Raw genomic sequence first — 15,590 nt, forward strand, 5'->3', positions numbered from 1 at the left:
TATGCCTACTATAAACAAAATAGCAAAGCTCAAGCATTATGTAAAGCATTACTTTAAGACATTTTACCTACAGATTTTTAATAAAACAATTAAGAAACAAATTAGAGATACCAAGTCTATACCTATCATCATCAATAACTTTAATCAACTCTATTATCTTAAACAGCTTATTGAGAGTTTACAAAAAAGAGGATATACCAATATTGTTATTCTAGACAATAACTCATCCTATAAGCCTTTGTTAGACTATTATAATAGCATTGAGGAAGCGGTTAAAATTCATAGATTATCTACTAATAATGGTCATTTGTCTTTTTGGAAGCAAAGAGAACTAGTGGAAAAATATACTAAAGGCTATTATGTAGTTACTGACCCAGATATTGTTCCGTTGGCTGAATGCCCAGACGATTTTTTAAAAACCATGATCAAACTTTTAGATAAAGCTTATGACCGTACCAAAGTTGGTTTTTCTCTGAAGCTTGATGATATTCCAGATATTAATCCACAATCAGAAGCCATTAAAAAATGGGAAGCGCAATTCTGGATAGCTAAGATTCATCCACAAGCTTACAAAGCGGAGATTGATACTACTTTTGCTTTGTATAGACCGGGTTATACCTATAAAAAACAAAATTTCACAAAAGCTTGGCGTACAGATTATCCTTTGCAGGCTATTCACGGTGGTTGGTATATTGACCCTTCTAATCTTACAGAAGAGCAAATTTGTTATCAGAAAACAGCTAATGAATCTGCATCTTGGTTATTAAAAAAAAGCGGTGAACTAAAAAGTGATTTGCACCAAAAAACGTATATAGATGAAAACAGATAATAGACCTTTAGTTTCCATCTGTATCCCTACCTATAATGGCGCATCTTATATAGAAGAGTGCATCAACTCAGCCTTAGCTCAATCTTATAATAACTTTGAGTTAATAATTTCTGATGATGCTTCAAGTGATAATACATTGGCTATCGTAAATGATTATAAATCCAAAAACGATATTCCAATTCATATTTTTAATCATCAGCCTAATGGTATAGGTGCCAATTGGAATAATTGTGTAAAACATGCTAATGGAGACTATATAAAGTTTTTGTTTCAAGATGATATCTTAGAGCGAGATTGTGTTGAAAAGCAAATTGGTATGATGCTTTCAGATACAAATATTGCTATGGTTTATGCCAAGCGGCATTTTATATACGAAAAAGAAACACCACAACTATTAGAGTTTAAAAACGTATACGGAGCGCTTCATAACTATTGGTTTAATCTAAAGATTTCTGAAGGTGTAATTGATGGCAAGGAGTATTTGAGAGATAGAAATTTCTTAAACGCCCCAAAAAATAAAATCGGGGAACCAACAAGTGTACTTTTAGATAAAGCATGTTTTGATAAAGTTGGTTTTTTTAATGAGGAATTAAAGCAAGCCTTAGATTGTGAGTTTTGGAGTCGTTTAATGCCTTTTTATAAGATAGGTTTTGTTGATGCCTATTTAAGCTCATTTAGATTGCATTCTGCTCAAGCATCTGCTATTAATAAGTCCGAAAAATTAAATGAAACGGAGGTTTTATATAACATCTATTACAATACCTTGTTGCCTTATTTGCATAAAGAATGTCGACAGAAACTTCAAAAAAGATTTCATCCTTTGCTATCAAGATTAGTAAAACTAAAAGCGAAGTTTACTTAAGATGAAATCTCCTTTGGTTACCATATTACTTCCTGTTTATAATGGCGAAAAGACCGTAAAGGCTACTATTGAGAGCTTACTATCTCAAACCTTTACTGATTTTGAACTATTGTTAGGTATTGATGGCACAACTGATGCGTCTAAAAATATTGCATTAGCTTTTAATGATTCTAGGATTAAAATAATTGAACATCCTCAGAATTTAGGATTAGCTAATAACCTCAATGAAATTATTAAACATGCGTCACCAAATAGTCAATATTTTGCAATGGCAGAGCAAGATGATGTCTATGTACCAGAACGTCTTGCTTGGCAAGTTGAGGTGATAAGTAAGTATGCAGACGTAGGTTTAGTTTCTGGTATCGTAGAATATACTGGAGTTGAAAAAAATCTCATGTTTCCAGGTTTACTGTTACGAGGAGAACAGTTTCCGCAAGGTGAAGAATTGTTCAAATTTTTGTATATAAATCAGTTGAAAGTTGTTAATACTTGTATGCTATGGCGTCGTTCAGTTCATGAAAAAAATAACTTTAAATTCAGAAATACGTATGGTAATTTTAATGTAGACTGGGATTTTATTTTACGATTTTGTTTGAAATCTAAAATACATGGTATCCCTAAAAAACTAGTGACAATGAATAGGGTGATTGCTAGTAATTCAGTGACAGCTTCAGATGCTTATGGTCAGTACAAAGCCTCCAAGGCTTTATTAGTTGATATGAAAAACGAATTCAGTCAAATTATTAGTGAGAGTGATTATAAAAAAGCGTTAAAAGTCCAAAATAAAATAGAACTCGGAAGTTATTCAAAGCCTAAAATTGTTTTAATGTCAATAGTGAATTTTATAAAATATAGAGATTCTTATTTTACAGATTACTTATTCAAAAAACTAAAAGTATATTTCACAAAGAATAATAAAGATTAATAGTATAAATGCAAAGCGTTAGAAAGGTTATAAAAGCAATTTTACCATACGAATTAATTGAAATTTACAGACTCAAAAAGAGAAAAAGTAAGTTCAAGCATAAGAACATTAAGGAAACTTTTAATGCTATAGCTGATGAGAATTTTTGGTCTAGTGAAGAGAGCGTTTCTGGTCCAGGTTCAGAATTGCAACATACACAAACTTTAATAGCAGAGTTAAATTCTTTGTTTGAAGAATATAAAATTTCAACAGTTTTAGATTTACCATGTGGTGATTTTAATTGGATGCGGAAAGTTGATTTATCTAATATTAACTATCTAGGAGCAGATATTGTAGAAGATATTATCGAAGAAAATAAATTAAAATACCAGTCAGAATATATAGAGTTTGAAATGATGGATATCATTACCTCAAATCTAGGTAAGCACGATTTAGTATTGGTTAGAGATTGTTTGGTGCATTTTTCATACGTAAATATTGTTAAAACGATTAAAAATCTAAAACGAAGTGGTAGTAAGTACCTTTTAACAACTACTTTTCCAGGTATAGATAGTAATAAAGACATTGTTTCTGGAGAGTGGCGGCCACTAAATTTTGCTATTTATCCATTCTTTTTTCCTAAACCCATTGAACTCTTAAACGAGAATTATCAAGGTAAAGAAAAGTATAAAAGTAAGTCAATGGCCTTGTGGGAAATTAACGATTTAAGAATTTCTTTTAGGCTTAGACTATATTGTACATTACACAAAATATTTAATTAAATTTAATTTAATATTGAAAGTTAACCTCTTTTTCGAGCATTTTCCAGCATTCAACCAATCTTATATTTCTGATATGGTTGAATTGCTTAATGATGAATCTTCTGTAGATTTAGAAGTTAATTGTCTAAAAAAAAGTGACTACAATTCTAAGGTTAACGTAAAAGTTGCTCCAAAATATTTTTCAAAAAGATTGTATGAACGTTTCAATGGATTTTTTGCAAAATCCTACAAGGACTTATCATATTGGGAAATTAAATGGTTAAAAGAAAAGTTAGAAGTCGTGCATTTGCACCATTCGTTTTTGTTTAAATATTTCAAAGGAATTTCTGAAATAGAAGCAACTAAAAGACCAAAGCTCGTTGTAACACTTAGAGGTAGTGATACTTATCTCAGACCATGGTTCGACCAACGTTGGGTAGATTTTTACAAGCATTACTCTAAAGGTATAGATGCATTTGTGGTTATGAGTAATCATCAGAAAACCTATCTTCAAAAGTGGGGAGTTTCAGATGATAAGATTCATATTATTCCTGCGTCGATAAAAACTAAGAATTCTAAGCCTAAACATCTAAATTCAGAAAAGATTAGAATTGTTTCTTCTTTCAGAATGACATGGGAAAAAAATATTGAAGGAAATCTAAGAGTTGTGAAGTATTTAATTGAAGAAGGATACGACGTGCAATACGATATTTACGGTAGAGGAAATGATGTCAGTGAAGCCTATTTTATGGTTGATAAGTACAATTTGCACGAGGTTGTAACTATTAAAGGTAAGGTTGAAAATGATGTGTATATCAATCAACTTGGTGAATACGATTTTTACTTACAATTGAGCAAATCAGAATCATTATCAATTAGTACAATAGAAGCGCAATCTTTAGGCTTACCTGCAATTATATCTGACTCTGGAGGAATGCCAGAGACTATTTTAGATGGTGTGTCTGGTTTTGCCATTCCATTTTCAGAACCTGAATTAGCATCTAAACAGATTATTAAACTCATAAATAATAAAGAGTTATATGCTCAATTTTCTGAGGCTGGAATCAAAAATGTGAATAAAAAACTCATCAATCAAATAGAAGTTAAAGCTTACTTAGACTTATACAAAAACTTGTTTTAAATGTCTAAAGTTTCAGTAATCATACCCACTTACAATAATCCCAAACAGTTAGAACGTTCGGTAGATTCTGCATTGACGCAAACCTATAGAGATATAGAAGTTGTTGTGGTTAACGATGGCTCTACCGTAGATTATACTACTGTTAAGCATAAGTTTAAGAATACAACTTCAGTAATTTTTATAGATAAAGAAAACGAAGGTCCAGGTTTAGCAAGGCAATTGGGTTTAGATAAGTCTAGCGGAAAGTACATCAACTATCTAGATGCAGGAGATGAACTTTTACCCAATAAAATTGAACAACAAGTCAAAATTTTTGAAGCAAATCCTGATGTGATAATGACCTACGGTTTAAGCATGATTGACGGCAATTCTAATAAGTTGCATCGTTCAAAGCTCAACCGAGAAACTGTAGATGATTTACTGAAAAATGTACTTGAGGTGCGCAAATGGCATACATCTGCGCCGTTATGGAATTATGAAAAGGGATTGTATTGGTCTCGTTTATTCAATGGAGAAGACGTATTACATGATTTTACTGTTGCTATTGAAAATAGGAGAAATGTACATTTTGAAAATAAAATAATGGTCAATCTCGTTTTTGACAATCCAGATGGTGGTTTGTCAAATGCTAGCGAGCTGTCAAAAAATCATGAGCGTTTTGTGAAAGATTGTTTAGAATTAAATCTATCAATGCAATCTAAATTGAGGCAAGCAGGACTTATTAATGAAGCGAAATATGCTGAACCATTGGCAGAGCGACTATTTCATGCAGCTATGCGAGTTAATCTTACAGGTTATAAAAATGAAAGTTTAATTTTATTGAAAGTTGCAGAAAAAACGAGTAAATCCATCATAAAACGTTTTGAACTTTTAATTTTACGATTTATTATCAGTTTACCATTTAATAATCGTAGACCATTATTTCAGTTAATGTACAAAATTAGACGCAAGCTCTTAAGCTCGAGCATACACCAATATAGATATATTTAATGTCCGAAAATAAGCTCACAACAAAAGAATATTGGGAAACCTATTATAAAGCCCAACATACGGATAGAAGTCACATTGTAAAAGTGTGCTCTTTTTACAATCAGTTTTGGGATAAGCTTGTAGAAAAAAAGAATACTAACAAATCATTAATTGAGATTGGTGGATATCCAGGACGTTATTTGGCATATTTAGCGTCTGAATATGGAGTAAAAACAACTTGCTTAGATTATAACTCAAATGTTTCGCAAATTGAAGACGCTTTCAAAACAATGGGAGTTGAGGACTATAATATCATTAATGCAGACTTCACTACGCATGAACCTGAGGAATTGTATGACTATGTGGTTTCAAATGGTTTTATAGAGCATTTTGAAAATTTTGATGAGATTTTAGATTTGCATTGTAAGTACTTAAAACCTGGTGGTAAGATGCTAATTATGGTTCCTAACAAAAGATATTTAAGACAGGTTTATGGTTATTTATGTGATTATGAAAATTTAAAACTTCATAATCTTAAGTGCATGAAGCAAAGTGTTTTTAGAGATTTTGCAAACCGGAACAACCTAATTACAAATACCTTGCAATATTATGGTGGATTCCCTTTTTCTGTGCATCAAAAACTAAATCTATTTCAGAAGATTATTTACAAAGGCGTTAGGTTTATATTCAAAGGTAGAGTAAACAATTATCTAATTAAGCATCCGTCCAAGTATTTTAGTGCAACATTAATTGGTGTTTTTGAAAAACCTAAAGATTGAAAAAACGACTCAAAATAGCTATCTTTTCTGGAAACATTCCAAGTGCTTCGTTTATTGAGCGTTTGATAGCAGGTGTGTCTCAACATCATGAGGTTTTGTTGTTTGGAATGCAAAAGCAAAAAGTAGATTATAGCTCCAATTCAATTAGAATTTTCTCTACACCAAATTCAAAATTAAAAAATAGCTTTATAACATTATGGCGAGCAACAAAATTATTTTTCACCAATCCAAAAGCATTATTTCAACTTTTAGAGGAAGTTAAAAAAGAAGCGTCGAACTACTCAAAGTTTATGAAACTTTCCAAATGTATACCTATTTTATTGCACAAGCCAGATATTTTACACTTGCAGTGGGCAAAAGATTTACCAAAGTATGCATTTTTAAAGTCAACGTTTAAGATTCCGATAGTTGTAAGTTTTCGTGGTGCGCATATCAATTATACACCAATTGTAGAGCCTGATTTTGCTGAAAAATATAAAGCCACCTTTCCTTTGGTTGATGCATTTCACGGAGTCTCAAAAACTATTATAGACAAAGCCTCACAATATGGAGATATTGCAAATAGAAGTACTGTTATATATTCACCACTCCCTCAGTTTTTCTTTGAAGCTTATGAGGAATTTCAAAAAAAAGAATCAGAGATTATTCGAATAGTTTCTGTTGGTCGTAATCACTGGAAAAAAGGCTATCAATATGCTGTAGATGCCATAAAGCAACTCAAAGAAAAAGGGTATAATGTGCATTACACCTTAATTGGCCCATCTTCACCAACAGAGGCATTGTTATTTCAAATACATCAATTAAGCGTAGAAGATTCGATATCATTTGTTGGTCAACTAAATCAAGAAGATTTATTAAAGGCTTTAAAAAAACAAGATATTCTGTTATTGCCAAGCCTGGGAGAAGGCATAGCAAACGTAGTTTTAGAAGCTATGAGCATGGGTTTACCTGTAATTTCAACCAATTGTGGTGGTATGGCTGAGGTTGTAAAACATAAAGAAACAGGTTGGTTAATCCCTATGCGAAACACAGATGCTATTGCAGAGGCTGTTATTGATTTTAATTCGACTTCAGAATCAGAACTAAAAAGCATTACAAATAATGCCTACAAGTTTGTTAAAAATGAGTTTGATTTTAAAAATAACATTTCAAAATTTATATCCCTCTACAACACAGTTGTTAAAAGTTAACTGTTAACAATGTCCGTTGATTATTCCTTGCAAATAGTAGTAAAAACTATATATTAGGGCAGTTGTTTTTATATGAAAATCACTAACCCAATCATTCCGTCAAGTCCCATCGAAGTCTTCGTAGAAACTAAAGGCGAATTAGACTTTAAAGCGATTTGTGTTTTTGCAGCTATTGGATTTTTCTTAGAAGAAGATACGTATTGGACGCATAAGAAAATACTTTCTCCAGCAGCAATTCATGAGTTAGATAATCATCATAAATTACTTACTTCCGAATCGTATTTCAATTGGCACTATTCACCTAGAAATATTTCTTTTAATGAAGCTCTAGATGAATTTACGTCTCTTTTTGAAACTATAATTAAAGAGCAAACAAATGATAGACGCATTATTTTACCCTTGTCAGGAGGATTAGATAGTCGTACACAAGCTACTGCATTATGTCACATCAATGCAGATGTTTCATCCTATAGTTACGAATTCGAAAATGGCTATTCTGAAACTAAAATAGCTAGGCAAATTGCTGCCATTTGTGGTTTTAATTTTCAATCTTTTAAGATTAAAAAAGGCTATTTATGGAAAAAGCTAGATGACTTAGCTAAATTGAATGGGTGTTATTCGGATTTTACAAGCCCTAGGCAAATGGCCATAGCTGATGAATTTGCATCGATGGGAGACGTATTTTCCTTAGGGCATTGGGGAGATGTTTTGTTTGATAGCTATAATTGTGAAACGATGTCTCATGAGGCCCAAGTTGAATTTTTGAGCAATAAATTACTAAAACGTGGTGGGCTAGAATTTGCTTCAAGATTATGGCAAACTTGGGGATTAGAAGGTGACTTTAAATCCTACTTTTTCAATCGAATATCTTCAGCCTTAAATACCATTAAAATTGAAGATACAAATGTAAGATTACGTGCTTTTAAATCTAAATATTGGGCGCCCAGATGGACGTCTGTAAATCTTTCAATTTTTGAAAAGTATAAACCAATAACTTTGCCCTATTACGATAACCGAATGTGCGAGTTTATATGTACAGTTCCTGAAGATTATTTGAAAGACAGACAACTCCAAATCGCTTACATAAAACAGCGAAATCCAAAATTGGCGAAGTTGACTTGGCAAGATAAGCGGCCATATAATTTATATGATTTCAACAAGCCAACAGCAATTAAAATATTTAGCTATAAAGTTTTAAATAAACTGAAACGTGAAGCGAAACAAATTTCTGGTAATCCGTATATTCAACGTAATTGGGAGCTTCAATTTTTGGGTGAAGACAACAGAAAACAATTAGAAAATGTACTAAATGAATCTAAGTTATCAGACTTGATTCCAGAAGGAATCATTTCAACTTATATTGATAAATTTTATAATAAAAACGCATTACAAAATGCACATGCCATTAACATGTTATTGGTTTTAGCAAAGTTTAATCAAACACAGAACAATGGCTAAGCGCATTAAACTACTATACACCATTCCTAATTTTGATACGGCTGGCAGCGGTAAAGTAGTATATGATTTGGTGAAGCATATAGACAAAACAAAATTTGAACCTCATATTTGTTGTATGCATACGCGAGGGGACTATTTTAAAACTATTGAAAATTTAGGCGTGCCTATCCATATATTTCCTTTTGCAGTGAATTATAGGCCTTTTTATAGTTTATCATTTCGAATTTGGAAAATCAGACAGTTTTTTAAAAAATACCAATTCGATATTATCCATTCCTGGCATTGGAGTTCGGACTTTACGGAGCCTTTAGCGGCTAAATTGGCAGGAATTCCTTTTGTATATACTAAAAAAGCAATGGGTTGGGGAAACAAAGCTTGGCGTTGGAGAAGCCAGTTAAGCAAAGCCATTGTTACCATTAATAAAGATATGGAAACACAGTTTTTTTCTGAGATGAAAGAAAAAGTGAATCCTATTCCTATAGGTCTTAAAGTCAGTGATTTTGGTATTTTAGAAAAGACTTATAAAGCTCAAGATGAATACAAAGTAAAACCCAATGATTTTGTAGTTGTAAGCATCGCTAATTTGGTAGCCGTAAAAGGGATAGAAATTTTACTAGAAGCCGCAAAACAAATCAATATCTCTAAACTAAAGATTTTTATAGTAGGAGATGATACTTCAGATTATGCGGTAAACCTCAGAAAAGAATACGAATCAAATCAAGTTATATTTACAGGGAAAAGGCAAAATATAAAATCGTATTTGGCATTGGCGGATGTGTTTGTAATACCAACTAAAGATGAAGGACGTAAGGAAGGACAACCTATTGCGCCTATAGAGGCTATGTTATCTGGACGTGTGGTTCTTGGGTCTAAAATTTCAGGAATAAAAGATATTTTACAACCATTTCAAGATTGTTTGTTTCAACCAAATTCTGTTGAAGATTTAAAACGTAATTTAGAAATGGTGATGCAAATGGATGTAAATCAAAGAGCAGAACTTGCAAAGGAGATGTTTAAATTTGCTTCTAATCATTATACGATTGAAAAGAGTACAGCATTGCACGAAACCTTATATTTAAATCTATATAGAAACTAAATGAAAATAGGCATCGTACTTTCTAAACCACCGTCTTATTCTGAGACCTTTTTTAATTCAAAAATTAACGGATTAATAGAATACGGGTACGATGTTGCTTTATACGTTAGAGAACATACCGAGGATTATGCGACCTGTAAAGTTTATAATGCGCCGAGAGTCTTTAAGAACCCCATATTACAAGCATTCCGAACAGGATTTGTAGTATTGAGTTTGGTATTTTATCTAAAGCGTATTTTAAAATTTATTAGACTCGAAACATCATCAGGTAGACGTATTACTGATACTCTAAAAAATTGTTATAAAAATGCCCATTTACTAAAAGCAAAAGTCGATTGGTTACATTTTGGGTTTGCTACGCTAGCCATTGGTAGTGAGCATATTGCTAAAAGTATTGATGCAAAAATGGCCATAAGTTGTCGTGGTTATGATATGGATGTCTATCCATTAAAACATAAGAACTGCTATCTTGATGTCTTTAAGAATGTTGATAAAGTCCATGCCATTTCAGCAAATATGCTTAAGAAAGCTTTTGAACATGGGCTAAATCCTTTAACACCAAACGCTATTATCTATCCAGCTATAGATACCAAAGGTTTTAGAGATTTTACAATTAGTGCATTTAAATTGAGTCCACCTATTCAAATTACAACAATAGCAAGACTACATTGGATTAAAGGCTTGGATTACACGCTCGAAGCTTTACAACTATTGAAACAAAAAGGAGTGAAGTTTAATTATACTATAATTGGTGAAGGCTCAGAATATGAATCCTTGCGTTATGCTTTGCATGAATTAGATTTAGAAAATGAAGTTTCCTTTTTAGGAAAATTATCGCATGAAACTACATTAGAACATTTAAAAAACACGGATATCTATTTGCAATACAGTCATACTGAAGGCTTTTGCAATGCGGTTTTAGAAGCGCAAGCCATGGGTTGTTTATGTGTTGTTTCAGATGGTGGCGGATTGCCAGAAAATATTATTGATAATACAACTGGTTTCCTAGTAAAAAAAAGAGATGCCAATGCATTAGCTGAATCTATATTTAGGGTTTTAAGTATGGATGAACTAGATTTATCCCAAATTAAAAAAGCTGCTAGAACTCGTGTTTTAAAAGATTTTACTATCGATAATCAAATACAAACATTTATAAATTTTTATGAATAGACTCTTAGTTAACATATACAGTTTAGTTCCTGAAAATTTAAAACAGAAGATAGGGCAATCTCAGGCTTTAAAAGACTTGAGGAAAATGCTATTATACACACCAAAAGGATTTAAAATAGCCAAAGTCTTAGTTAATCATCGTTATGGTGAGCATCATGTGAATTTCAATTTTGTAGCTTCAATAAAAATCGCTTCAAAAGCCAAAGAATTGGGAATTGAAAATACGCTACTAAGAAATAGTTTTGAATTAATCAATAAGTTTAAAACCAACAGAAATGATTTAACGGTCTTAGATGTTGGTTCAAATTTTGGCTATCTCGCATGTGTTTGGGCAGATTCTATTGCTTCTGCAGGAAAAGTTTTTGCTTTTGAACCCAATAAAAATTTATTTCAAACGATTAAGAAAACTATCGAATCGAACGCTAAATTTTCTGAGAATTTTCAAGTTTTTAATCTCGCTGTCGGTTCTAAAAAAGGAAGTGTAAATCTTTATGCTAGTGCATTTTCATCAAACATAGAAACCATGTCTGCTGCAGTTGAAACATATGCTGTTGAAATGGTTACACTTGATGATTTTCTTGAAGAGGAAAAAATGAAAAATATAGATTTGATTAAAATTGATGTAGACGGCATTGAGCTTGATATTTTAAAAGGCGCAAGTAAAATTTTAAAAGAAGATCACCCAATTGTTATTGTAGAAACCAATAATGACCAAAATATCGTCTCATTTTTACGAACTTTAGATTATGACATATATGACATGAAATTAGGGCTATTTGAAGATGAAAATGATTTACCGCTTAATATTTTTTGTGTACCCAAATCTTTAGAAAAGTATGCTCTTTAGTTTTCTAAAATACCTGCAACCAACGCACTATTTTGGTCTTAAAACTAAAAAAGGATATTTGGTTTTTCCTGTTGTAGATGATTTTATTAATTCGAATTTTGAAAAGGATACTAGATACAAATCGCATACAGCAATAGATTATGACCAATCTTGGCGTGCTATTCAAGGCGGATATGTTAATTATACCGAAACTATTTCTGAAATTGAAGAACTTTCTGTTTTTGACAATTATGTCTTTTCTAGAAAATACTTTAGCAAGGCTTGGGTTATTTATGTTTTGTTTATTCGAATTTTAAGCTTTAAAAATCCCTTTAAAGAATTATCAGCATTTTTTAAAACAGCACCCATTAAACGCCATATATCTATTGAAGAACAAAAGTCATATGATGATTATTCTACTTTTGAAAGCGAATTTTTAAAAGCTAAACCTTTTGTTTCTGTTATTATTCCCACATTAAATCGCTATGCGTACCTTAAGGACGTTTTATCCGATTTGGAGCAACAAGATTACACCAATTTTGAAGTCTTAGTCATTGACCAATCGGAGCCTTTTCAAAAAGATTTCTATAATGATTACAAGCTAGATTTAAAAGTGGAATACCAACAAGAAAAAGCCTTATGGTTAGCGCGTAATACTGCCATAAAAAAAGCACAAGGTCATTATATATTATTATTTGATGATGATAGCCGCGTAGCACCCAATTGGGTTTTTGAACACCTAAAAGTTTTGGATTTTTTTAAAGCAGATATCTCTTCTGGTGTTTCCATTTCTAAAGTTGGTGATAACATTCCTGCACATTACAATTATTTTAAAATAAGTGACCAATTAGATACAGGAAATGTACTTTTGAAGACATCTATTTTTAAAGACATTGGACTATTCGATAGGCAGTTTGAAAAACAACGCATGGGTGACGGAGAGTTTGGTCTACGCGCATTTTTAAATGGTTATAAAAACATTTCAAATCCATATGCAAAACGTTTGCATTTAAAAGTAAATTCTGGTGGTCTCCGTGAGATGGGAAGTTGGGATGCGTTTCGTACTAAAAATATGTTTCAACCAAGACCTATACCTTCTGTCTTGTATTTTTATAGACGTTATTTTGGAAGAAAACGAGCGCTTTTATCTGTGCTACGAACGGTGCCAATTTCCGTGGTGCCATATAAATATAAGGGTCATAAACCTATGTTGGTTTTAAGTGGTGTTATTGCCATTATACTTTCGCCATTAATTATATTTCAGATTACAAAGTCATGGCGTTTGTCTTCAAAAAAACTAAAGCAAGGCCCAAAGATTGAACTATTATAATGTCAGTTTCAAAAAAACATATCGTTCTTTTAACTTCAGAATTTCCACCATTACCCGGCGGAATTGGAAATCACGCCTATAATTTAGCAGAGCATTTAGTTATAGAAGGTTATAAGGTTACAGTTATCGCAGACCAACGTGGTAATGGCTTTGAAGACTTTGAGTTTGATAAAGGTTTGAAATGTAATTTAAAACGTGTTGCTAAAACCTCACCTCGTTTTTTAATGTATTTAAAGCGTATAAGACTATGCTTTAAACTTTTGAAGTCTGCGGATGTTTTTATCTGTTCAGGAAAATTTCCGCTATGGGTTGGTGCATTTTTAGAACCTTTTCATTCGGCTGAACGTATAGCTATAATTCACGGTACCGAAGTCAATTTTTCAGATTTAAGATTGCGTAAATCTATCAATTGGTCGCTCAAACGCTTTGATAAAGTAGTAGCAGTTTCAAACTACACAAAATCTTTAGTAGCGTATTTGGACCTTAAAAATATTAGGGTCATTCCTAATGGATATACGATAAAACCTCTGTCTTTAGATAAAAAGACGATTTTTGAATTGGTTGGCGAACCTTCATTATTAACGGTAGGAAATGTTACAAAGCGAAAAGGACAAGCAAACGTCATTAGACATTTGCCCAAATTAAAGGCACTTTATCCAGGTGTACATTACCACTGTATTGGTTTGGAAACTGAACGTCAACAATGCGAGGACTTAGCAACTTCATTAGGTGTTCTAAATCATATTTCTTTTTGGGGTCACGTTTCTGAAAGTGAATTGGTAGCTGTTTATAAATCAGCCCAAATTTTTACGATGTTAAGCCAAACCACGGCTTCTGGAGATGTCGAAGGTTTTGGGATAGCGCTTATTGAAGCCAATCATTTTGGTTTACCAACTATTGGTGCAAAAGATTGTGGCATTGAGGATGCGATTTCTCATGGCAAGTCCGGTCTATTGATTGATGGTACCAATTCAGAAGAATTTGTAGATGCTGTAAATAGTATTTTGAATGACAGAATAAAATACTCGGAAAATGCAAAACGCTGGGCAAAAGTGCATGATTGGAAAACGATTATAAAGCGTTATGTCAAATATATTGAAGAATGAAATTAGTCATCATTTCACATACCGAGCATTATAAAACATCAGACGGAACAGTTGTTGGTTGGAGTCCTACTGTAAATGAAATTAACCATTTGGCTGATAGTTTTACCTCAATTACACATGTAGCGATGTTACATGCTGGGACAGCACCCAAGAGCACAATGGCTTATACCTCGCAAAATATAGATTTTGTTGCGTTACCTGTTCTTGGAGGCACCTCTATCTATAGTAAGTTAAAGTCAATTGTTTATATTCCTAAAGTTATTAGTAAAGTTCGAAAAGCTTTAAAAGACGCTGATGCTTTTCAGCTAAGAACACCAACGGGTATTGCTGTGTTCTTAATTCCGTATCTCACTTTTTTTTCAAAAAAGAAAGGATGGTACAAGTATGCTGGAAATTGGAATCAAAAAAAGCCGCCTTTAGGTTACCGCTTCCAACGTTGGATGCTGAAAAAACAAAAACGAAGAGTGACTATAAATGGGGCTTGGGAAAATCAACCACATCATTGTAAAACCTTTGAAAACCCTTGTTTAACTGATGTTGATGTCGTTTTGGGTAAAAAAATTGTTCAAAGTAAACTTTTGGATTCAAAACTAAATTTTTGCTACGTCGGAAGATTAGAAACACCAAAAGGTGTTAAGCGAATTATTGAAGCTTTTAAAGGTTTATCAGACCAAGAAAAAAATAGAGTAGGAGACGTACATCTCGTTGGTGATGGAGAAGAAAAATTAGCTTTTGAAACCATGGCTAAAAATTGTGGTATTCATTTTGTTTTTCATGGTTATTTGGATAGAACTTCGGTTTTTGAAATCTATAAAAAAAGTCATTTTTTTTTAATGCCAACTTCAGCTTCCGAGGGATTTCCTAAAGTCATTGCAGAAGCTTCAAATTTTGGTTGCGTGCCAATTGTATCAAATGTTTCGGCTATTGGTCAATATATACATCATCGACAAAATGGATTTGTAATTTCACCAATAACATCCGAAGGATTAGTATTGCAATTAAAGCAAGTTTTACAATTAGATAATAAATCTTACGAAGATTTGCTTACTGGTTCTCAAAATTTTAGTAAAACGTTTACCTTTAGTCATTATACACGTAGAATACATAATGAGATTTTAGTTACATACCAGTGAGGCCTAATTTTTTAAAAACCGATTCTTACATACAAC

General features: G+C 32.3%; 15 protein-coding genes. All 15 read left to right on the plus strand.

What is annotated here, in order from left to right; genetic code table 11:
- Position 1 precedes the first annotated feature (1 nt).
- The 15 genes from ACFQ1Q_RS12850 (at position 2) to ACFQ1Q_RS12920 (ending at position 15,554) form a co-directional block, all read left to right on the plus strand.
- Positions 2-829 carry a glycosyltransferase family 2 protein gene (locus ACFQ1Q_RS12850; RefSeq protein WP_386132220.1) on the plus strand — a complete coding sequence of 276 codons (828 nt, stop codon included), beginning with the start codon at positions 2-4 and terminating at the stop codon, positions 827-829.
- Entirely contained in the window at positions 816-1,691 is an 876-nt protein-coding gene (locus ACFQ1Q_RS12855) for a glycosyltransferase family 2 protein (protein WP_386132223.1), read from the plus strand. Before ACFQ1Q_RS12850 ends, ACFQ1Q_RS12855 begins: the two co-directional genes overlap by 14 nt.
- A gap of 1 nt (position 1,692) precedes the next feature.
- Positions 1,693-2,616: a glycosyltransferase family 2 protein gene (locus ACFQ1Q_RS12860; RefSeq protein WP_386132225.1), complete on the plus strand. Its 924-nt coding sequence runs from the start codon at positions 1,693-1,695 to the stop codon at positions 2,614-2,616.
- 8 nt (positions 2,617-2,624) lie between these two features.
- Positions 2,625-3,377 (plus strand): class I SAM-dependent methyltransferase, encoded by a 753-nt coding sequence (locus ACFQ1Q_RS12865; protein ID WP_386132228.1) that lies wholly within the window; start codon positions 2,625-2,627, stop codon positions 3,375-3,377.
- Positions 3,378-3,390: 13 nt separating this feature from the next.
- Positions 3,391-4,497, plus strand: a complete 1,107-nt coding sequence (locus ACFQ1Q_RS12870; protein WP_386132231.1) for a glycosyltransferase family 4 protein — start codon at positions 3,391-3,393, stop codon at positions 4,495-4,497.
- On the plus strand, positions 4,498-5,487 hold the full coding sequence (locus ACFQ1Q_RS12875) for a glycosyltransferase family 2 protein (RefSeq protein ID WP_386132234.1): 990 nt from the start codon (positions 4,498-4,500) through the stop codon (positions 5,485-5,487).
- The gene (locus tag ACFQ1Q_RS12880; protein WP_386132237.1) at positions 5,487-6,245 is read left to right on the plus strand and encodes an SAM-dependent methyltransferase; all 759 of its coding nucleotides are present in this window, start codon (positions 5,487-5,489) and stop codon (positions 6,243-6,245) included. Before ACFQ1Q_RS12875 ends, ACFQ1Q_RS12880 begins: the two co-directional genes overlap by 1 nt.
- Complete coding sequence (locus ACFQ1Q_RS12885) at positions 6,242-7,435, plus strand: glycosyltransferase family 4 protein (protein ID WP_386132240.1); 1,194 nt, start codon at positions 6,242-6,244, stop codon at positions 7,433-7,435. The genes ACFQ1Q_RS12880 and ACFQ1Q_RS12885 overlap by 4 nt, the downstream gene beginning before the upstream one ends.
- A 72-nt stretch (positions 7,436-7,507) precedes the next feature.
- A complete protein-coding gene (locus ACFQ1Q_RS12890) occupies positions 7,508-8,893 on the plus strand; it encodes an asparagine synthase-related protein (protein WP_386132242.1) in 1,386 nt (461 codons plus the stop codon).
- Positions 8,886-9,989 (plus strand): glycosyltransferase, encoded by a 1,104-nt coding sequence (locus ACFQ1Q_RS12895; RefSeq protein ID WP_386132245.1) that lies wholly within the window; start codon positions 8,886-8,888, stop codon positions 9,987-9,989. Before ACFQ1Q_RS12890 ends, ACFQ1Q_RS12895 begins: the two co-directional genes overlap by 8 nt.
- Positions 9,990-11,159: a glycosyltransferase family 4 protein gene (locus ACFQ1Q_RS12900; RefSeq protein ID WP_386132248.1), complete on the plus strand. Its 1,170-nt coding sequence runs from the start codon at positions 9,990-9,992 to the stop codon at positions 11,157-11,159.
- Complete coding sequence (locus ACFQ1Q_RS12905) at positions 11,152-12,006, plus strand: FkbM family methyltransferase (protein WP_386132251.1); 855 nt, start codon at positions 11,152-11,154, stop codon at positions 12,004-12,006. Before ACFQ1Q_RS12900 ends, ACFQ1Q_RS12905 begins: the two co-directional genes overlap by 8 nt.
- Entirely contained in the window at positions 11,996-13,315 is a 1,320-nt protein-coding gene (locus tag ACFQ1Q_RS12910) for a glycosyltransferase family 2 protein (protein WP_386132254.1), read from the plus strand. Before ACFQ1Q_RS12905 ends, ACFQ1Q_RS12910 begins: the two co-directional genes overlap by 11 nt.
- Entirely contained in the window at positions 13,315-14,421 is a 1,107-nt protein-coding gene (locus ACFQ1Q_RS12915) for a glycosyltransferase family 4 protein (RefSeq protein WP_386132257.1), read from the plus strand. Before ACFQ1Q_RS12910 ends, ACFQ1Q_RS12915 begins: the two co-directional genes overlap by 1 nt.
- Positions 14,418-15,554, plus strand: coding sequence for a glycosyltransferase (locus ACFQ1Q_RS12920; protein ID WP_386132259.1), 1,137 nt, complete (start codon positions 14,418-14,420; stop codon positions 15,552-15,554). Before ACFQ1Q_RS12915 ends, ACFQ1Q_RS12920 begins: the two co-directional genes overlap by 4 nt.
- The last annotated feature ends 36 nt before the right edge of the window (positions 15,555-15,590 follow it).

The organism is Winogradskyella litorisediminis (assembly GCF_042675765.1).
Taxonomy (GTDB): Bacteria; Bacteroidota; Bacteroidia; order Flavobacteriales; family Flavobacteriaceae; genus Winogradskyella; species Winogradskyella litorisediminis.

Coding starts and splice junctions, on each gene's coding strand:
- ACFQ1Q_RS12855 (WP_386132223.1), top strand. CDS start 816: ATGAAAACAGATAATAGACCTTTAGTTTCCATCTGTATCCCTACCTAT.
- ACFQ1Q_RS12875 (WP_386132234.1), top strand. CDS start 4,498: ATGTCTAAAGTTTCAGTAATCATACCCACTTACAATAATCCCAAACAG.
- ACFQ1Q_RS12905 (WP_386132251.1), top strand. CDS start 11,152: ATGAATAGACTCTTAGTTAACATATACAGTTTAGTTCCTGAAAATTTA.
- ACFQ1Q_RS12880 (WP_386132237.1), top strand. CDS start 5,487: ATGTCCGAAAATAAGCTCACAACAAAAGAATATTGGGAAACCTATTAT.
- ACFQ1Q_RS12890 (WP_386132242.1), top strand. CDS start 7,508: ATGAAAATCACTAACCCAATCATTCCGTCAAGTCCCATCGAAGTCTTC.
- ACFQ1Q_RS12860 (WP_386132225.1), top strand. CDS start 1,693: ATGAAATCTCCTTTGGTTACCATATTACTTCCTGTTTATAATGGCGAA.
- ACFQ1Q_RS12850 (WP_386132220.1), top strand. CDS start 2: ATGCCTACTATAAACAAAATAGCAAAGCTCAAGCATTATGTAAAGCAT.
- ACFQ1Q_RS12865 (WP_386132228.1), top strand. CDS start 2,625: ATGCAAAGCGTTAGAAAGGTTATAAAAGCAATTTTACCATACGAATTA.
- ACFQ1Q_RS12915 (WP_386132257.1), top strand. CDS start 13,315: ATGTCAGTTTCAAAAAAACATATCGTTCTTTTAACTTCAGAATTTCCA.
- ACFQ1Q_RS12910 (WP_386132254.1), top strand. CDS start 11,996: ATGCTCTTTAGTTTTCTAAAATACCTGCAACCAACGCACTATTTTGGT.
- ACFQ1Q_RS12900 (WP_386132248.1), top strand. CDS start 9,990: ATGAAAATAGGCATCGTACTTTCTAAACCACCGTCTTATTCTGAGACC.
- ACFQ1Q_RS12895 (WP_386132245.1), top strand. CDS start 8,886: ATGGCTAAGCGCATTAAACTACTATACACCATTCCTAATTTTGATACG.
- ACFQ1Q_RS12920 (WP_386132259.1), top strand. CDS start 14,418: ATGAAATTAGTCATCATTTCACATACCGAGCATTATAAAACATCAGAC.